This is a genomic window from Stenotrophomonas sp. Steno-C18, from assembly GCF_056393195.1.
The window spans coordinates 288,606-306,133 of sequence record NZ_JBWJOX010000001.1; the positions used below are offsets into that span (position 1 = coordinate 288,606).

17 protein-coding genes are annotated in these 17,528 nt (G+C 68.0%); 9 read left to right on the forward strand and 8 right to left on the reverse strand.

What is annotated here, in order from left to right; translation table 11 throughout:
- Positions 1-281: 281 nt before the first annotated feature.
- The 6 genes from amaB to AC06FE_RS01385 all read left to right on the forward strand — a co-directional run bounded on the left by amaB (position 282) and on the right by AC06FE_RS01385 (position 5,993).
- The gene (amaB, locus tag AC06FE_RS01360) at positions 282-1,814 is read left to right on the forward strand and encodes an L-piperidine-6-carboxylate dehydrogenase (protein ID WP_132862856.1); all 1,533 of its coding nucleotides are present in this window, start codon (positions 282-284) and stop codon (positions 1,812-1,814) included.
- A gap of 87 nt (positions 1,815-1,901) precedes the next feature.
- Positions 1,902-2,189 carry a DUF4190 domain-containing protein gene (locus tag AC06FE_RS01365; RefSeq protein WP_132862855.1) on the forward strand — a complete coding sequence of 96 codons (288 nt, stop codon included), beginning with the start codon at positions 1,902-1,904 and terminating at the stop codon, positions 2,187-2,189.
- Positions 2,190-2,196: 7 nt separating this feature from the next.
- Positions 2,197-2,967, forward strand: coding sequence for a class I SAM-dependent methyltransferase (locus tag AC06FE_RS01370; RefSeq protein WP_478072039.1), 771 nt, complete (start codon positions 2,197-2,199; stop codon positions 2,965-2,967).
- Positions 2,968-2,971: 4 nt separating this feature from the next.
- Positions 2,972-4,027, forward strand: coding sequence for a quinone-dependent dihydroorotate dehydrogenase (locus tag AC06FE_RS01375; protein WP_446540383.1), 1,056 nt, complete (start codon positions 2,972-2,974; stop codon positions 4,025-4,027).
- Positions 4,024-5,070, forward strand: coding sequence for a UDP-N-acetylmuramate dehydrogenase (murB, locus tag AC06FE_RS01380; protein WP_478072040.1), 1,047 nt, complete (start codon positions 4,024-4,026; stop codon positions 5,068-5,070). The genes AC06FE_RS01375 and murB overlap by 4 nt, the downstream gene beginning before the upstream one ends.
- Positions 5,071-5,123: 53 nt before the next feature.
- Positions 5,124-5,993 (forward strand): DMT family transporter, encoded by an 870-nt coding sequence (locus AC06FE_RS01385; protein WP_478072358.1) that lies wholly within the window; start codon positions 5,124-5,126, stop codon positions 5,991-5,993.
- Positions 5,994-5,996: 3 nt separating this feature from the next.
- Here AC06FE_RS01385 and AC06FE_RS01390 read toward each other — a convergent pair whose 3' ends face one another.
- Positions 5,997-6,710, reverse strand: coding sequence for an LrgB family protein (locus AC06FE_RS01390; RefSeq protein WP_478072041.1), 714 nt, complete (start codon positions 6,708-6,710; stop codon positions 5,997-5,999).
- Positions 6,700-7,119, reverse strand: coding sequence for a CidA/LrgA family protein (locus AC06FE_RS01395; protein ID WP_478072042.1), 420 nt, complete (start codon positions 7,117-7,119; stop codon positions 6,700-6,702). Before AC06FE_RS01395 ends, AC06FE_RS01390 begins: the two co-directional genes overlap by 11 nt.
- 71 nt (positions 7,120-7,190) lie before the next feature.
- Here AC06FE_RS01395 and AC06FE_RS01400 point away from each other — a divergent pair, with 71 nt between their 5' ends.
- On the forward strand, positions 7,191-8,084 hold the full coding sequence (locus AC06FE_RS01400) for a LysR substrate-binding domain-containing protein (RefSeq protein WP_192288131.1): 894 nt from the start codon (positions 7,191-7,193) through the stop codon (positions 8,082-8,084).
- Between the two features lie 71 nt (positions 8,085-8,155).
- Here the strand turns inward: AC06FE_RS01400 and AC06FE_RS01405 are convergent, their stop codons facing one another.
- Both AC06FE_RS01405 and AC06FE_RS01410 read right to left on the reverse strand, forming a co-directional pair.
- Positions 8,156-9,325 carry an MFS transporter gene (locus AC06FE_RS01405; protein ID WP_478072043.1) on the reverse strand — a complete coding sequence of 390 codons (1,170 nt, stop codon included), beginning with the start codon at positions 9,323-9,325 and terminating at the stop codon, positions 8,156-8,158.
- Positions 9,322-10,503 (reverse strand): serine hydrolase domain-containing protein, encoded by a 1,182-nt coding sequence (locus tag AC06FE_RS01410; protein ID WP_478072044.1) that lies wholly within the window; start codon positions 10,501-10,503, stop codon positions 9,322-9,324. The genes AC06FE_RS01405 and AC06FE_RS01410 overlap by 4 nt, the downstream gene beginning before the upstream one ends.
- A gap of 130 nt (positions 10,504-10,633) precedes the next feature.
- On the opposite strand from AC06FE_RS01410, the gene AC06FE_RS01415 reads away from it, so the two are divergent.
- Both AC06FE_RS01415 and AC06FE_RS01420 read left to right on the forward strand, forming a co-directional pair.
- Positions 10,634-11,533 (forward strand): LysR family transcriptional regulator, encoded by a 900-nt coding sequence (locus tag AC06FE_RS01415; RefSeq protein ID WP_478072045.1) that lies wholly within the window; start codon positions 10,634-10,636, stop codon positions 11,531-11,533.
- Between the two features lie 112 nt (positions 11,534-11,645).
- Positions 11,646-12,077, forward strand: a complete 432-nt coding sequence (locus tag AC06FE_RS01420; protein WP_478072046.1) for a LysR substrate-binding domain-containing protein — start codon at positions 11,646-11,648, stop codon at positions 12,075-12,077.
- A gap of 135 nt (positions 12,078-12,212) precedes the next feature.
- Here the strand turns inward: AC06FE_RS01420 and AC06FE_RS01425 are convergent, their stop codons facing one another.
- From AC06FE_RS01425 to folD, 4 genes are all read right to left on the reverse strand, one after another.
- On the reverse strand, positions 12,213-13,223 hold the full coding sequence (locus AC06FE_RS01425) for a hypothetical protein (RefSeq protein WP_478072047.1): 1,011 nt from the start codon (positions 13,221-13,223) through the stop codon (positions 12,213-12,215).
- Position 13,224: 1 nt separating this feature from the next.
- Positions 13,225-14,790, reverse strand: a complete 1,566-nt coding sequence (gene guaA, locus AC06FE_RS01430; RefSeq protein WP_478072048.1) for a glutamine-hydrolyzing GMP synthase — start codon at positions 14,788-14,790, stop codon at positions 13,225-13,227.
- A 104-nt stretch (positions 14,791-14,894) separates the two neighbouring features.
- Positions 14,895-16,352 carry an IMP dehydrogenase gene (guaB, locus tag AC06FE_RS01435; protein WP_478072049.1) on the reverse strand — a complete coding sequence of 486 codons (1,458 nt, stop codon included), beginning with the start codon at positions 16,350-16,352 and terminating at the stop codon, positions 14,895-14,897.
- A 270-nt stretch (positions 16,353-16,622) separates the two neighbouring features.
- A complete protein-coding gene (gene folD / locus AC06FE_RS01440) occupies positions 16,623-17,504 on the reverse strand; it encodes a bifunctional methylenetetrahydrofolate dehydrogenase/methenyltetrahydrofolate cyclohydrolase FolD (RefSeq protein ID WP_132862842.1) in 882 nt (293 codons plus the stop codon).
- Positions 17,505-17,528: the final 24 nt, after the last annotated feature.

Sequence of the window (17,528 nt, forward strand, 5' to 3'; positions counted from 1 at the left end):
ATGCCCTCCAGGCCGAATCACCACGTTCAGCAGCGCACTGTCCCAGACAAACAAGCCCCAAAGCCCCTTGCTGAACAACAAATGGAAGGCGTGGGCGTCACTCCTCGAAGGGAGGCGCCTCCGGACATGACCCGGCCACTCTCCGCCCCCCGCTTTGACCGGCCAGCCGCCCCGGCCCGGGTCATGGCCGGACATGCACCTCTGTTACCATTCTGTATTCCGCCCGCCGTTTCCCCCCACGCCGGCGGCGGGCATTCAACGCCACAGAAACAGGAGTTTGCATGTCTTCCGAGCTGCTCAAGGCCTTGGGCCTGGACGCCACCAACGCTGGCACCTACCTGGGTCAGGGGGAATGGTCCGCCGCCACCGGCGCCGGCGTCCTCAAGCCGCAGAACCCGACCACCGGCGAAGTGATCGCCGAGGTCCAGGCCACCACCGAGGCCGATTACGAGACCGTGATCGCCCGTGCTCAGGAAGCCTACAAGGTATGGCGCACCACCCCGGCCCCGCGCCGTGGCGAGGCCGTGCGCCTGTGCGGTGAGGCACTGCGCGCCAACAAGGACGCGCTGGGCTCGCTGGTCGCGCTGGAAATGGGCAAGTCCAAGCCGGAAGGCGACGGCGAAGTGCAGGAAATGATCGACATCGCCGACTTCGCGCTGGGCCAGAGCCGCATGCTGTACGGCTACACCATGCACTCCGAGCGCCCGGGCCACCGCATGTACGAGCAGTACCACCCGCTGGGCCTGGTCGGCATCATCTCGGCCTTCAACTTCCCGGTCGCGGTGTGGAGCTGGAATGCGTTCCTGGCCGCCATCTGCGGCGACGTGTGCATCTGGAAGCCGTCCAACAAGACCCCGCTGACCGCCATTGCCACGATGAAGATCTGCAATGACGCACTCAAGGCCGGCGGCTTCCCGGACATCTTCTTCCTGATCAACGACGCCGGCACCGCGCTGTCGGAAAAGATGGTCGACGACCGTCGCGTGCCGCTGATCTCCTTCACCGGCTCGACCCAGGTCGGCCGCACCGTCAACCAGAAGGTCGCCCAGCGCCTGGGCCGCTGCCTGCTGGAACTGGGCGGCAACAACGCCATCATCCTGGACGAGACCGCCGACCAGAAGCTGGCCGTGCCGGGCATCGTGTTCGGCGCCGTCGGCACCGCCGGCCAGCGCTGCACCACCACCCGCCGCCTGATCGTGCACGAATCCATCTATGACAACGTGCTGGCCACGCTGGTCAAGGCGTACAAGCAGGTCGAAGGCAAGATCGGCGACCCGACCGATGCGGCCAACCTGATGGGCCCGCTGAACAGCCCGGAAGCCGTGCAGCAGTTCCTGGCCTCGATCGAAAAGGCCAAGGCTGCCGGCGGCACCGTCGAGACCGGCGGCACCGCCATCGACCGCCCGGGCAACTTCGTGCTGCCGGCGATCGTCACCGGCCTGAAGAACAGCGACGAGATCGTCCAGCACGAGACCTTCGCCCCGATCCTGTACGTGATGAAGTACAGCAACCTGGACGAAGCCATCGACATGCAGAACGGCGTGCCGCAGGGCCTGTCGTCCTCGATCTTCACCCAGAACCTGAAGACCGCCGAGAAGTTCCTGTCTGCGGCCGGCAGCGACTGCGGCATCGCCAACGTCAACATCGGCACCTCCGGTGCGGAAATCGGCGGTGCGTTCGGTGGCGAGAAGGACACCGGCGGTGGCCGTGAGTCCGGTTCGGACGCCTGGAAGGTCTACATGCGCCGCCAGACCAACACCATCAACTACTCCGACTCGCTGCCGCTGGCCCAGGGCATCAAGTTCGACCTGTAAGGTGAGACGGCCCCCGCCACGGCGGGAGCCCGCAGCATGGCGGACGGGCTTCCCGTCCGCTTTCCACATCTGAAATGGAGTTCCATCATGAGCATCCCCACTCCGCGCCAGACCAGCAGCCTTGCCGTGGTCAGCCTGGTTGCCGGCATCCTCGGCTGGACCCTGCTGCCGTTCCTCGGCAGCCTGGCGGCGATCATCTTCGGCCACATGGCCCGGGGCGAGATCCGCCGCAGCAATGGCCAGCTCGATGGCGATGGCCTGGCCGTCACCGGCCTGGTGCTGGGCTGGCTGTCGGTGGCGATGTGGGTGGTGGGCATCCTGGCCTTCGTCCTGTTCTTCGGCGGACTGGCCTGGCTGGCCGCACTGAACTCCTGAGGCCGTCATGGCGCATTCCGATTCCACCCAACGCTTCAGCAACCGCGTGGCGGACTATGTCCGCTACCGGCCCGGGTATCCGGCGGCGTTGCTGGAATGGCTGCGCCGGGACATCGGCATCCCCCCGAGTGCCCGCGTGGCCGACATCGGCGCCGGCACCGGCATTTCCTCGCGCCTGTTCCTGGAGGCCGGCCATCCGGTCATCGCGGTGGAACCCAATGCGCCCATGCGCGAGGCCGCCCGTGACTGGCTGGCCGCGGACTACCCGCAGCTCACCCTGGTCGATGGCACCGCCGAAGCCACCACGCTGGCCGACGCCAGCGTCGACGTGGTCGCCGCGGCGCAGGCCTTCCATTGGTTCGACACCGACGCGGTGCACCGCGAATGGGCGCGCATCCTGCGGCCCGGCGGCATTGCGCTGGTGTTCTGGAACTCACGCCTGCTCGATGCCTCGCCGTTCCTGGTCGGCTACGAACGCCTGTTGATCGAGTACGGCACCGACTACACCGAAGTGGCCGAGCGCTACCAGAGCGATGCCCGGATGCGCGAGTGGTTCGGCGCCGGGCTGCGCGGCATCGCCACCTTCCCCAACGTGCAGTGGCTGGACCTGGATGGCCTGCGTGGCCGCCTGCTGTCCTCCTCCTACGCGCCGCAGGCCGGCCATCCGCGCCACGCGGCGATGCTGCAGGCCCTGCAACAGTTGTTCAACGACCATGCCCTCGACGGCAAGGTCGCCTTTGAGTACCAGACCCGCGCCTTCGCCGGCACGCTGAATTGAGCTTATGTATTCGATTGCCCGTCCCCTGCTGTTCACCCTCGACGCCGAACGCGCGCATGGCCTTGGCCTGTCCGCGCTGGACCTGGCCTGGCGCACCGGCACCACGCCGCTGCTGGCCGGCCGCGTCAAGCCGCTGCCCACCAAGGTCTGGGGCCTGGACTTCCCCAACCCGGTAGGCCTGGCGGCCGGGCTGGACAAGAACGGCGAGCACATCGAGGCCCTGTTCGGGCTGGGTTTCGGCTTCGTCGAGATCGGCACCATCACCCCGCGCCCGCAGGCCGGCAGCCCCAAGCCGCGGCTGTTCCGGCTGCCCAACCACGGCGCCATCATCAACCGCATGGGGTTCAACAACCTCGGCGTGGATGCGCTCGTGGCCAACGTGGAAAAGGTCCGCCATCGCCCCGGCCCGCTGGGCATCAACATCGGCAAGAACAAGGACACGCCCAACGAGGACGCGCTGTCCGATTACCTGGCGTGCATGGAGAAGGTCTACCCGCTGGCCGACTACATCACCGTCAACATTTCCTCGCCCAACACCGCCGGCCTGCGCGAACTGCAGGAGGAACAGGCGCTCAAGCACCTAGTCGCCGGCCTGCGCGAGGCGCAGGAACGGCTGGCCGCCCAGCATGGCCGGCGCGTGCCGATGCTGGTCAAGGTCGCCCCGGACCTGAGCGACCGCGACATCGACGCCGCGGCCCGGGTGCTGGGCGAACTGGCCGTCGACGGCGTGATCGCCACCAACACCACCATCGGCCGCCCGCTGGTCGACGCCGACCCGACTTCGAAGGAAATCGGCGGCTTGTCCGGCGCACCGCTGCTGGGCCAGTCCACGCTGGTGCTGCGCCGCCTGCGCGCACGCCTGCCCGAATCGGTGCCACTGATCGGCGTGGGCGGCATCAGCTCCGGTGCCGACGCAGTCGCCAAGATGGCCGCCGGCGCCGCGTTGGTGCAGTGCTACAGCGGCCTGATCTACCGTGGCCCGGCCCTGATCGGCGATTGCGTCGACGCGATCCGCCGCCGCCGTGAATCCCCGTCGCGCGGCGCCGTCGCACCGCTATGACGACTGCTGTTGCCCCCTGGTCGCTCACCGAAAACGCCTCGCTGCAGCACCTGAACACCTTCCACGTCACCGCGCATGCGCCCCGCCTGTTGCGCATCGCCGACCCGGCGGCCCTGCCCGAAGCCCTGGCCACCGTCGTCGGGCAGGCGCCGCTACTGGTGCTGGGCAGCGGCAGCAACGTGCTGATCGCCGCCGACCCCGAAGGCACGGTCCTGGCATTCGACAACCGCGACATCACCATCCTCGAACACCGCGCCGACCATGCCATCGTCCGCGCCGGGGCCGGAGTGATCTGGCACGAACTGGTGCTGTGGTCGCTGGGCGAAGGCCTGTCCGGACTGGAAAACCTGGCATTGATCCCCGGCACCGTCGGTGCCGCGCCCATCCAGAACATCGGTGCCTATGGCGCACAGGTCGGCGAATTCATCCAGACCGTCGAAGCCTGGGATACCCGCGAACAGGCCTGGGTGCGCCTGGACCAGGACGCCTGCCTTTTCAGCTACCGCGACAGCGTGTTCAAGCAGGACGCCGACCGTTACCTGATCACCGCCGTCGAGTTCCGCCTGCCGCTGCTCAACGAACTGCGGCTGGACTACGCCGGCATCGGCGAGCAGCTGGACGCGATGGGCATCGCCCTGCCGGTCGCCGCCGACGTGGCCAATGCGGTGATCGCGATCCGTCGCCGCAAGCTGCCCGACCCCGATGTGCTCGGCAACGCCGGCAGCTTCTTCAAGAACCCGATCCTGCCGCTGGAACAGGTCGACGTGCTGCTGCAGCACTACCCGCAGTTGCCGGTGTTTCCCGGCAATGACCCGGGCAACCGCAAGGTCTCCGCCGCGTGGATGATCGAAGCCTGCGGCTGGAAGGGCCAGCGCGACGGCGATGCCGGCATCTCGCCGAACCACGCGCTGGTGCTGGTCAACCACGGCACCGCCAGCGGCGCGCAGCTGCTGGCCTTCGCGCGGCGCGTCTCGGCCTCGGTGCTGGAGACCTTCGGCGTCCCCATCGAGCCGGAACCACGGCTCATCGGCGCACGCTGGTGAGCCGCATTGCGGCCATCGCCCCCCAGCCCGCCCCCGTCCGCGCCGCGCTGCTGATGTTCGGCAGCGCGATGGCGTTCGGCCTGATGGCCATCGCCATCCGCTACGCCACCCGCTACGTACCCACCCAGGAAGTGGCGTTCTTCCGCAACGGCTTCGGCCTGCTGGCGCTGTTGCCGGTGCTGCTGCGGCCGGGCCATGCCCCGTTGCGCACCCGGCAGCTGCCTCGCTACTTCGTGCGCAGCGCGATCGGCCTGGCCTCGATGCTGTGCGGTTTCTGGGCGATCGGCCACCTGCCACTGGCGCAGGCCATCTCGCTGTCGTATTCCACGCCGCTGTTCGTGACCCTGGCCGCGGTGCTGTGGCTGGGCGAGAAGGTGCGCTTCCGGCGCTGGGCGGCGGTGATCGCCGGCTTCATCGGGGTGCTGGTGATCGTGCGCCCCGGCTCGAACGGCTTCGCCGCCGGCAGCCTGATCGCGGTGCTGGCGGCCCTGCTCAGCGCGCTGGTGGCCATCCAGATCAAGCAACTCACCCGCGTCGACGGCCCGGATACCGTGGTGTTCTACACCTACGTGTTCTGGGTACCGCTGTCGCTGGTACCGGCCCTGTTCGTCTGGGTCTGGCCCAGCGCCATCGCCTGGGCATGGCTGGTCGCCACCGGCGTACTCGGCACCGCCGGCCAGCTGTTGTGGACGCGCGCCCTGAAGCTCGGCGAAGTCTCCGCACTCACCCCGATCAGCTTCACCCAGCTGCCGCTGGTCACGCTGCTGGGCTGGCTGCTGTTCGACCAGGCGCTGGGCCGCTGGACCGTGATCGGCGCACTGATCATCCTCGGCTCCAACGCCTACATCGCCCACCGCGAGGCGGTGCTGGCGCGCCGTGCCGCCACCCAGTCGCCCAGCGCCGCCGCCAAGCCCATCGAATGAGCCCTACAGCAGCATTGCCAGCAGCGGTGCCGCGGCGACGTTGACCAGGCCGGCCATCACCATCACCAGCCCGGCGATGGCGCCTTCGCTCTCCCCCAGCTCGCGTGCCTTGGACACGCCCATGCCGTGCGCGCCCATGCCGAACAGCGCACCACGCGCCATCGCGCTGCGTACCGGCAGCACTTTGAGCAGCAGTTGCCCGAACAGGGAACCGCAGATGCCGGTGATCATCACGAACACCGCGGTCAACTCGGGGATGCCGCCGATGCGGCCGGACACGTCCATCGCGAACGGCGTGGTGATCGAACGCGGCGCCAAGCTCAGCCGCAGTTCCGGCGACAGGTGCAGGGCGGTGGCCATCCACCATGCGGCCGTGATGGCGATGCCACTGCCCACCAGCACCCCGGCACCGAGCACTTTCCAGTGCCGTGCGATCAAGGCCCGCTGCGCGTGGATGGGCACCGCGAAGGCCACCGTCGCCGGACCCAGCATCGCCATCAACCAATGGGTACCGCGCAGATAGTCGTGGTAACTGGCATGCAGCAACGAGGCCAGCGCCAGCAGCACCAACGGCGCGACGATCAGCGGCGATGCCCATGCCCGACCGCTGCGCCGGTAGAGCTGCTTGGCACCAAAGTAGGCCACGATCGTCGCCACGGCCCAGAACACCGGCCACAGCCACTGCGCCGGGTGCGCAAACCCAGGGTCAATGTTCATCGCGCTGGCTCCTGTGCAACAGCAGCTCCACCGTCATCGCCGTGGCCGCCATCACCAGCAGCGTGCCGCCGACCACCACCGCCAGCAGCTTCAGGCCCAGCCAGCCGAACATCTGCCGGTTGTCGAGCAGGATCATCGCCGCCGGCACGAAGAACAGCAGCATCTCGGCCAGCAGCCAGCGCGCGCCACCGCTGAAGGTACGCGGTGACAACCAGCCCAGTGCGAAGGCCAGCAACAGCACGCACAAGCCAACGATCCCGCCCGGCACCGGCACGCCCCACTGCCGCATCAGGGCATCGGCCAGCAGCCAGACCGCGACCAGCGCCAGGATCTGCAGCACGCGGCTGCGCCGGAAGCCACGCCGCAGGCCTGCCCGGTGGCGGCGCAGGGAAACAAGGAAGGTATCCATGCCCTCCTGTGTACGCCTGCCCATTGCATAATTAAAATGAATTGATTGAATCCAATGAATTCCAATTCAGAATGGATATCCGCCAACTCCGGATGCTGGTCGAAGTGGTCCGGCGGGACGGTTTCTCCGCCGCGGCCGAGACCCTGTTCGCCACCCAGCCCACGGTCAGCAAGGCCATCCGCCAGCTGGAAGAGGAGCTGGGTGAAACCCTGCTGGAGCGCTCCCGCCACGGCGTGCGGCTGACGCCCGCCGGGCAGATCGTCTACCGGCGTGCCCTGGCCCTGCTCGGCGAGCGCGAGGACATGCTGCGCGAACTGGAAGAACTGCGCGGCCTGCAACGAGGCGCGCTTCACCTGGGCTTGGCCTCGCTGGGCAGCGACGTGTTGTTCGCGCCCGTGCTGGCACGCTTCCGCCAGCAATACCCGCAGATCGAACTGCACGTGCAGCAGCGAGGCAGCGAGGCCCTGGAGGAAAGCCTGCGCGCCGGTGAGATCGAACTGGCCGCCAGCCTGCTGCCCGTGGCCGACGACCTGGAATGGCAGGCCGTGCGCACCGAGCCACTGGTCGCGCTGCTGCCGCAGGCGCACCCGCTGGCACGGCGGCCGTCGCTGCAGCTGCAGGACCTGGCGCAGGTGCCGTTCGTGCTGTTCGAAAAGGGCTTCATGCTCAACCGCCGCATCGTCCAGGCCTGCCTGGCGCGCGGCTTCACGCCACGCGAGGCCACCCGCAGCGGCCAACCGGATTTCATCATCGCCCTGGTCGCCGCCGGCTTGGGCGTGGCCCTGCTGCCGCGCATGATCGCCGTGGCCCGGCCACGTCCGGACGTGGCCGTCGTGCCGCTGGACGCGCCCGAACTGGACTGGAAGATGGCACTGACCTGGCGCCGCGGCGGATACCTGTCCGCCGCCGCCCAGGCCTGGTTGCAGTTGGTCGCCGAATTCGCCCCCGAAGCCGGGCCCGGCTGACGCGGCGAGGCGGTGTCGGCACTGCATGGATTGCCACGCTGTCGCGACGCATTCCTCGCACCCCGCGCGGATCAGGCGACGCGTGCGCAGGCGTCCGCCGGTTGCCGCCAGGCCAGCCAAGCCGTCACTGCCAGCAGCGCCATCACGGCCGGTGGAAACGCCCCCGCCCCGGCGTGCGTGAGCAGGACGCCACCGATCAGGCCGCCGCCGGCGATGGCCAGGTTCCAGGTGGTGACCAGCATCGATTGCGCCACATCGGCCGCCGCCCCGGCGGCTGTCGCCAGCGCGGTCTGGAACAGGGTTGCCGCGCCTCCGAACGCCAACCCCCAGATCGCCACCGCGGCGTAGACCACCACCGGCATGTCGCCCAGGACTCCCAGTGCAAGCGCAGCGGTGGCAAACAGCCCCGTGCTGGCGAGCGTGAGCAGGCGCAGATGATGGTCGATCCAGAGACCCACGCCGACGATACCGAACAACGATGCGCTGCCGAACACCAGCAACACCAGGTCCGTCCGCGCCGCCATGCCCGCACGTGCCAGGAACGGCGCGATGTAGGTGTACAGGATGTTGTGCGCCAGCACGTAAGCCAACACCACGAACAGCACCGGCCGCACCCCCGGCAAGGTGAACACCTGCCGCAGCGATGCCCTTCGACCCTTGTCCTGGCCGGGGAAGTCCGGCAGGCGCAGGCGTACCCAGGCCATCAACAACACCGCCAGCACGCTCATGATGCCGAAGCAGGTCCGCCAGCCCAGCACCTGGCCCAGCAGGGTTCCCGCCGGGATTCCCAGTGACAGCGCCAACGGCGTGCCGACCATCGCAATCGCGATCGCCTTGCCCTTCTGCGACGCCGGCACCATGCGCGTGGCATAGCCTGCCAACAACGCCCACAGCAGCCCTGCCGACACGCCGGCACCGAAGCGCGCCAGCATCGTCAGCACAAGGTTCGAAGAGAACGTGGTGACCGCGTTGGTCAGCGCGAAGCCGGCGATCGCGGCCAGCAACAACGCCCGTCGGCGCATGCACTGGGTGGCGGTGGTCAGCGGGATCGCGGCGGTCATCGACCCCAGTGCGTAGACGGTGATGGTCTGGCCGACCCAGGCCTCCGACACCGCCAGCCCCTGCGCCATCTGCGGCAACAGGCCGGCCGGCAGCGCCTCGGTGAGGATGGTGATGAACCCTGCCAAGGCCAGCGCCAGCAGCGACGCCAGCGGCAGGCGGTCGTGCGGCCCCGTCTTCATCGGGCACCGCCAATGCCGGCGTACACCGCATCACGCACGTCGGCGACGAAGCGCCCGGACATGCCCTCGTACAGGGTGTTGGTGAAAGCGACCACGCTCAATCGCTGCTGCCTGTCCACGAACCACGAATGCCCGTAGGCACCGCCCCAGCGCCAGGTCCCGGGGCTTTCCGGCGAGCCCGCCAGCAACGGATCGCGCAGCACCGAGAAGCCCAGCCCGAAGCCGAACCCGGGGGCACCGGCCACCTCCGCTCCCCCGGTCTGGTCGCGCCCGGCCTCGTCCAGCAGCGCGGGCGGCAGCAGCGCTTCGCTGCGCAGCGCCTCGAGCAAGCGCAGGAAGTCGCCCGCCGTACCCGCCATGCCGGCACCCGCGGATGCGAATGCCATCGGGTCCAGGACGCGTGATGGACTGAACGGGATGCCGACCGTGCCTTCAAACGGGGCGACCACCTCGCCCTCGCCCAGCCGATGCGGCACCGGCTGGTCAGTCACATAGGCCACGGCCAGCCGCGCGGCATCGTCCACCACGAAACCGGTATCGCGCATCTCCAACGGGCCGGTCAGCAACGCGCGGACCGCCTGCGCCAGCGGTTGTCCGTGCAGCTGTGCAACCAGCCGCCCCAGGACATCGGTGGCCAACGAGTACCCCCATCCGGCTCCCGGTGCATAGGCCAGCGGCACGCTGGCGATCCGGCGCAGGTTCTCGTCCAGGTCGAACCCGACCGCATCCATGCCGTCGGACACGCCGGCCCGTGCATAAGGCCCCTGCGCGTCTGCTTCGAAGAAGCGGTAGCCGAGCCCGGCCATATGGCTGAGCAGGTGCCGGGGCGTGATGACGGCCGGCTGTCCGTCGGCCAACCGAGGCTGGAACCACGGCAGCCATCGACGGATGTCCACGTCCAGATCCAGTTGCCCACGTGCAACCAGCAGCAGCGCCGCCATCGACACGATGGGCTTGCTGACCGAAGCAAGCCGGAAGATCGTGTCCAACTGCATCGGCCGGGCCGCCTCGCGATCGGCCATCCCGGCCGCCTGGCGGTGCACCCAGCGCCCATCCCGGCGCACCAGCACCACCGCACCCACCAGCCGATGCTCGGCGATGGCCTGGTCAACGACAGCCTTCACGGGGGCGCTGAGGGGCGAGCGGTCGGGGGCTGGCGATGGCAAGGACGACGTCATCGTCATGGAAACACCTCACTGCTTGGGGGAGGTGTGACGATAGGAATCCTTCCATTCGGGAAAAAGTGGGCTACATTTCCGCATTGTGCGGACACCAACGTCCGTAATCACGCCATGTCAGGGAGCAGGGATGGACAACCTCAACGGCTTCGTCGTGTTCGTGCAGGTCGCCGAGACCCGCAGCTTCGTGGCTGCCGGGCGGCAACTGAGCGTCTCTGCCTCGGCCATCGGCAAGAGCGTCGCGCGCCTGGAGGAAAAGCTGGGGGTACGCCTGTTCCACCGCAGCACGCGCAGCGTCACCCTCACCGCCGAGGGCGCGCTGTTCCTGGAGCGCAGCCGGCGCATCCTGGCCGAGATCGAAGCCGCCGAACTGGAGCTGTCCCAGGCCAGCGGCGCGCCGCGCGGGCGACTGCGCATCAGCCTGCCCCTGGTCAGTCCGTTGATGCTGCCGGTACTGGGCGAGTTCATGCGCACCTACCCGGACATCGAACTGGACCTGGACTTCACCGACCGCATGGTGGACGTGATCGAGGAGGGCTTCGATGCGGTGATACGCACCGGTGCCCCGGCCGACTCGCGGCTGTCGGCACGCCGCCTGGGCGCCTTCCGGCTGCAGGTCGTGGCTTCACCGGCCTATCTCGCCCGCCATGGCACGCCGCGCACGCCGGCCGACCTGTTGCATCATCAGTGCCTGCACTACCGCTTCCCCAACACCGGCAAGCTGGAAACCTGGGTACTGCGCCACCCCGTCGCCGAAGGCGACCTGCAACTGCCACGGACCATGGTCTGCAACAACATCGAGACGCGGCTGTGCTTCGCGCTGCGCGGGCTGGGCATCGCCTACCTGCCCGACTTCGCCATCCGCGAGCACCTGGCCGACGGATGCCTGCTGCCGTTGCTGGAAGACGCCATCGGCGCCACCGGCGTGTTCCACATCCTCTGGCCGGCCAGCAAGCACCCCTCGCCCAAGCTGCGGGCGCTGGTCGACTTCCTGAGCGAGCGGGTGTTCCCGGACACCGCAGCCATCTGACCTGCCCCACAACCACCCGCGTGCACGGGCGCCTGTGGCTTGCGCCCCCACGCCTGAGCGTGCTCACCAGCTAGAGCGACCGTTTCGTTGACCTGTTGGGCGAAGGCTTCGATTGCGCGAACCGGATCGGCACGTTGCACGATTCCACCCTCATCGCACGTCGGATCGCCCCATCGGCGGTAGCCTGGTCGCCAGCCCGCAGTACCTTCGTGAGCATGGCACACCGACCACACCTGACCAGTTGGCCGCGCATCAGCTTCTGCCCCAGGGCGTGGAAACCTCGTGCTTCATGAGCGACCAGCGCGTCATCAGCGTGCCTGCGCAAGGTTGGTTCAGAACTGACAACGGCGCGGCGCGGGCTGCGGCAGCAATGGCCGGGCTCGGCATCGCCTGCCTGCCCAGGTTCCTCGTCGGCCAGGCGCTGGTTAGGGGGGCATTGGTGGCGGCCATGCCGCACTACCCCGTACCTGCGGTGGCATCTACCTGCTGCGCCCTTCGGGCCGCCATCCGGCCCGGAAGGTCCGGGCCCTTGCCGAGCTGCTGATCAGGCACCTGGGCACTGACGACTCCCCTGTGCTGCCGGTCACCTGAACGGCCTGTGCGATAGCACCCGGACAATATCAGCGGGCGGGTTCAGCACCCCGCACACCGGCCGAGTCAGCCGCCCGCCGCCCGGCCCCTAATCGCGGTAGGTGTACGTGCTGCTTTCACCGTCGCGCCAGGTCACGTGCGCCTGCAGGCCCTGCCGGTCCCGTGCCTGACCCTGCAGCGACAGCGACGCTGGCCGCTCACTCACCAGGCACAGCTTTTCGAAGGCGTTCACCCAACCGCAGCTACGCAACACTTCGCCACCCAAGGCAAGCGCCGGCGGTTCCGCATCCAGCATGCCCAGCGCCACCAGTGCCTGTGCACGACCAAGCGCCTCGGCACCGCCCCAGAGATGCGCCGCACCACCCGAATACAACAGCCATTCTTGGCGCCCGTCCTGCAATGAGGCTTCCAACGCCTCGGTGACCGCGTGCTCGAAATGGATCAGTCTGCCCAGCTCCTTGTCCACGGCACCGGCAAGGCCCTCCCAGCCGGCCTCCCAAGTGAACGGTTGGATCACTTCCCGCTCCAAGTCACCTGCAGGCAACTCCACTTCCTCACCCCATTCGGCGAGGCCACGCGGTTGCACCGACGCCATCGAGGCCAGCAAACCCTGCAGCTCGTCCATGTCGCCGGTGAACTGGCTGAAGTCCGCCGCCAGCGGTGCCGGCTCGCCCATTCCTCCGGACGCCAATTCGCGCAAATGGCGCATGCTGGCCTGCGGGCTGTCGAAGAAGCGTACCGTCGGTGCCGGCAACCCCATCGCTGCATATGCCTTCTCGATGACCGCCCGGCAGGCTGCCCGGTCAATGGCATCGGTATTCAACGCCGCCGCATGGACCTGCGCCGTCACGGCTTTGACCACCTTCTTCTGCTCCGCGTCCAACGTCGCTGGCAACGTCCTTTTCATTCCCACCACTCCTTTGTCACGGTGCATGCGCCCGATCCGCACGCGCTCCACTTCTTCATGCCTGCGGATGTCCGACATCCGCAGGCCCAAGCGTTGATCCTTGCATACGCGCTGCACCGGATGAAACCCCGGACCGCCCATTCCCAAGGCGCAGAAGCAACAAAGGCGCCCTGCGGCGCCCTTGTTGCTCAACTCACTCCCACTCGATCGTCGCCGGCGGCTTGCCGGAGATGTCGTAGACCACGCGCGAGACGCCACGCAGCTCGTTGATGATGCGATTGGACACGCGGCCGAGGAAGTCATACGGCAGGTGCGCCCAATGCGCGGTCATGAAGTCGATGGTTTCCACCGCACGCAGTGCGATCACCCACTCGTAGGCACGCGCATCACCGACCACGCCCACCGACTTGACCGGCAGGAACACCGCGAACGCCTGGCTGGTCTTGTCGTACAGGTCGGCCGCACGCAGCTCCTCGATGAAGATCGCATCGGCCTTGCCGAGCAGCTCGGCGTACTCGCGCTTCACTTCGCCCAGGATGCGCACGCCCAGGCCCGGGCCCGGGAACGGATGCCGGTAGACCATCGCGCGCGGCAGGCCGAGCTCGACGCCGAGGCGACGCACTTCGTCCTTGAACAGTTCGCGCAGCGGCTCGACCAGCTTGAGCTTCATGTCTTCCGGCAAGCCGCCCACGTTGTGGTGGCTCTTGATGACGTGCGCCTTGCCGGTCTTGCTGCCGGCCGACTCGATCACGTCCGGGTAGATCGTGCCCTGCGCCAGCCACTTGGCGTTGCTGAGCTTGTTCGACTCCTCGTCGAAGATCTCCACGAACAGGTTGCCGATGATCTTGCGCTTGGCTTCCGGGTCGCTGACGCCTTCCAGCGCCTTGAAGTAGCGGTCGGCGGCATTCACGCGCACGACCTTCACGCCCATGTTCTCGGCCATCATCTGCATGACCTGGTCGCCTTCCTGGAAGCGCAGCAGGCCGGTATCGACGAACACGCAGGTCAGCTGCGTGCCGATCGCCTTGTGCAGCAGCGCTGCCACGACGGACGAATCCACGCCGCCGGACAGGCCCAGGATCACCTCATCGTTGCCAACCTGCTCGCGCACGCGGGCGATCTGGTCGTCGATGATGTTGGCCGCGGTCCACAGCGTGGCGCAGCCGCAGATCTCGGTGACGAAGCGCTTCAGCAACGCGGAGCCCTGCTTGGTGTGGGTCACTTCCGGATGGAACTGCACGCCGTACCAGCGCTTGTCCTCGTTGGCCATCGCGGCCACCGGGATGCGGTCGGTCACCGCGGTGATGGCGAAGCCCGGCGGCACGTGGGTGACGTGGTCACCGTGGCTCATCCACACATCCAGGCGCGGCTCGCCGTTGTGGTCGGACAGGCCACCGAGCAGGCCGTCGTTGCCCAGCAGCTTCACTTCGGCATGGCCGAACTCGCGCTGGTCGGCGGCTTCGGTGCCACCGCCCAACTGCTTGGCCATGGTCTGCAGGCCGTAGCAGATGCCCAGCAGCGGCAGGCCACTGTCGAACACCTGCTGCGGCGCGGCCGGGGCACCCGGTAGCGTGGTGGTTTCCGGGCCACCGGACAGGATGATGCCCTTGGCACCGAACGCGGCAATCTCGGCCGGATCGTGGTCCCACGCCCAGATTTCGCAGTAAACGCCGAACTCGCGGATGCGACGCGCGATCAGCTGCGTGTACTGGGCGCCGAAATCGAGGATGAGGATCTTGTCGTTATGGATGTTGGTCATAAAGCCCGGCAAGTGATCAATGAAAACGGGAAACGAAGCAAAACGATTGGCGGATAGAGAAAGAGGAACGGGACAGTGTCCTCGTTCCTCTTCTGCTCACCGCATCAAGCGCGGTAGTTCGGCGGCTCTTTGGTGATCTGCACGTCGTGGACGTGGCTCTCACGCTGGCCGGCGCCGCTGATCTTCACGAACTTGGGCTGGGTGCGCATGTCCTCGATGGTCGCGCAACCGACGTAGCCCATGGTCGCGCGCAGGCCACCGATCAACTGGTGGATGATGCCGCCGACCTGGCCACGGTACGGTACGCGGCCTTCGATACCTTCCGGCACCAGCTTGTCGGCGGTGGCGGCGTCCTGGAAGTAGCGGTCCTTGGACCCCTTCTCCATCGCGGCCAGCGAGCCCATGCCGCGGTAGCTCTTGTAGGAGCGTCCCTGAAACAGTTCGGTCTCGCCCGGCGATTCCTCGGTACCGGCCAGCAGGCCACCGATCATCACCGTCGACGCGCCGGCGGCCAGTGCCTTGCCGATGTCACCGGAGTAACGGATGCCACCGTCGGCGATCAGCGGGATGCGGTCCTGCAGCGCTTCGGCGACCAGGTCGATGGCGGTCACCTGCGGCACGCCGACACCGGCGACCACGCGGGTGGTGCAGATCGAGCCCGGGCCGATGCCGACCTTGACCGCATCAGCGCCGGAATCCAGCAGCGCCAGTGCTGCTTCGCCGGTGCAGATGTTGCCGCCGACCACCTGCACGTTCGGGAAGGTCTTCTTCACCCAACGCACGCGGTCCAGCACGCCCTGCGAATGGCCATGCGCGGTGTCCACCACCAGCACGTCCACGCCGGCGGCGACCAGCGCCTCGACGCGACGCTCGGTGTCGCCACCGACGCCCACCGCGGCACCGACCAGCAGGCGCGTGGCGGCGTCCTTGGCGGCGTTCGGGTTGTCGCTCTTCTTCTGGATGTCCTTGACGGTGATCAGGCCGCGCAGTTCGAACGCATCGTTGACCACCAGCACCTTCTCGATGCGGTTGCGGTGCAGCAGCTGCAGCACCTCATCGGAGGCCGCGCCTTCCTTCACCGTGACCAGGCGATCCTTCTTGGTCATGATGTGGCGGACCGGGTCGTCCAGCTCGGTTTCGAAGCGCATGTCGCGGTGGGTGACGATGCCGGCCAGCAGGCCGTCGCTGCCCACCACCGGCACGCCGGAGATGTTGTGCGCCTGGGTCAGTGCCAGGACGTCGCGGATGCTGGTTTCCGGGCCCACGGTGATCGGGTCGCGGATCACGCCGGACTCGAACTTCTTGACCTTGGCCACTTCGGCGGCCTGCTGTTCCAGGGTCAGGTTCTTGTGGATGATGCCGATGCCGCCGAGCTGGGCCATGGCAATCGCCAGGCGGGCTTCGGTGACGGTATCCATGGCGGCCGAGACGATCGGCAACTTCAACCGCAGGTCGCGCGTCAGGCGCGTGCCGAGGTCGACATCCTTGGGCAGGATCGTGGAGTGAGCGGGGACGAGCGAGACGTCGTCGTAAGTGAGTGCTTCAGCCTGGATGCGCAGCATCGGCGTGCCCGATTTGTGGGGAAGCGCGACATTTTACCCCTATTCGGGGGCCGATGTCAGGGGGCTGGTGCGACGCAGTGTCGCGTCCGGGAGGGGTTGTTCAGGCGTCCGTGGGGGAAAGCCCTTCCCTCTCTTCGTCCCTGCGCCCATGGCCAAGGAAAGGCGTGGTTCCTGCCGTGGATCAGGTCACGGCAGCGTCTGGCACCGGCTCCCTCCCCAGCGCCGCGGGCGCGAAGGGAGGGCTGGCGAGGGGCAAGCGCCCGCTCGAAATCAGCGCGCTGCTTCAGCGGCCTCGATGGTGTTCTGCATCAGGGTCGCCACGGTCATCGGCCCCACCCCACCCGGCACCGGGGTGATCCAGCTGGCGCGCTGCGCGGCAGCCTCGAAGCCCACGTCACCGACCAGGCGGCCATCCTCCAGGCGGTTGATGCCGACGTCGATCACCACCGCACCCGGCTTCACCCACTCACCGGGGATCAGCTGCGGAATACCCACCGCCACCACCAGGATGTCGGCGTTGCGCACGGCCTGTTCCAGCACGTCCTTCGGGGTGAACTTGTGGCAGCTGGTCACCGTGCAGCCGGCGATCAGCAGCTCCAGCCCCATCGGACGACCCACGTGGTTGCTGACGCCGACGATGGTGGCATTGCGGCCGCGCACCGGCTGGTCGGTGTGGCCGAGCAGCGTGGTGATGCCACGCGGGGTGCAGGGGCGCAGGCCGAACTCGCGCAGCACCAGGTGGCCGACGTTCTGCGGGTGGAAACCGTCCACGTCCTTGCCCGGGTCGATCCGCTGGATCAGCCGGCTGGCGTCGGGGATACCCGGCAGCGGCAGCTGGATCAGGATGCCGTGGATCTTCGGGTCGGCATTGAGCTGGTCGATCAGGTCCAGCAACTGTGCCTCGGAGGTGCCTTCGGGCAGGTCGTAATCGAACGCCTCGATGCCCACCTTCTCGGCGGCACGGCGCTTGTTGCGCACGTACACCGCCGATGCCGGGTCGCCCCCCACCAGCACCACGGCCAGGCCCGGGCGTGAACGCCCGGCGTCCAGGCGCGCATCCACGCGGACCTTCAGGTCGTCGAGCAGTTCTTCGGCGATACGACGGCCGTCAAGGATGCGGGAGGTCTGCGCGGGTGCGGCGGAAACGGTCATGGGGCATGGGGGCGATGGCGGGGG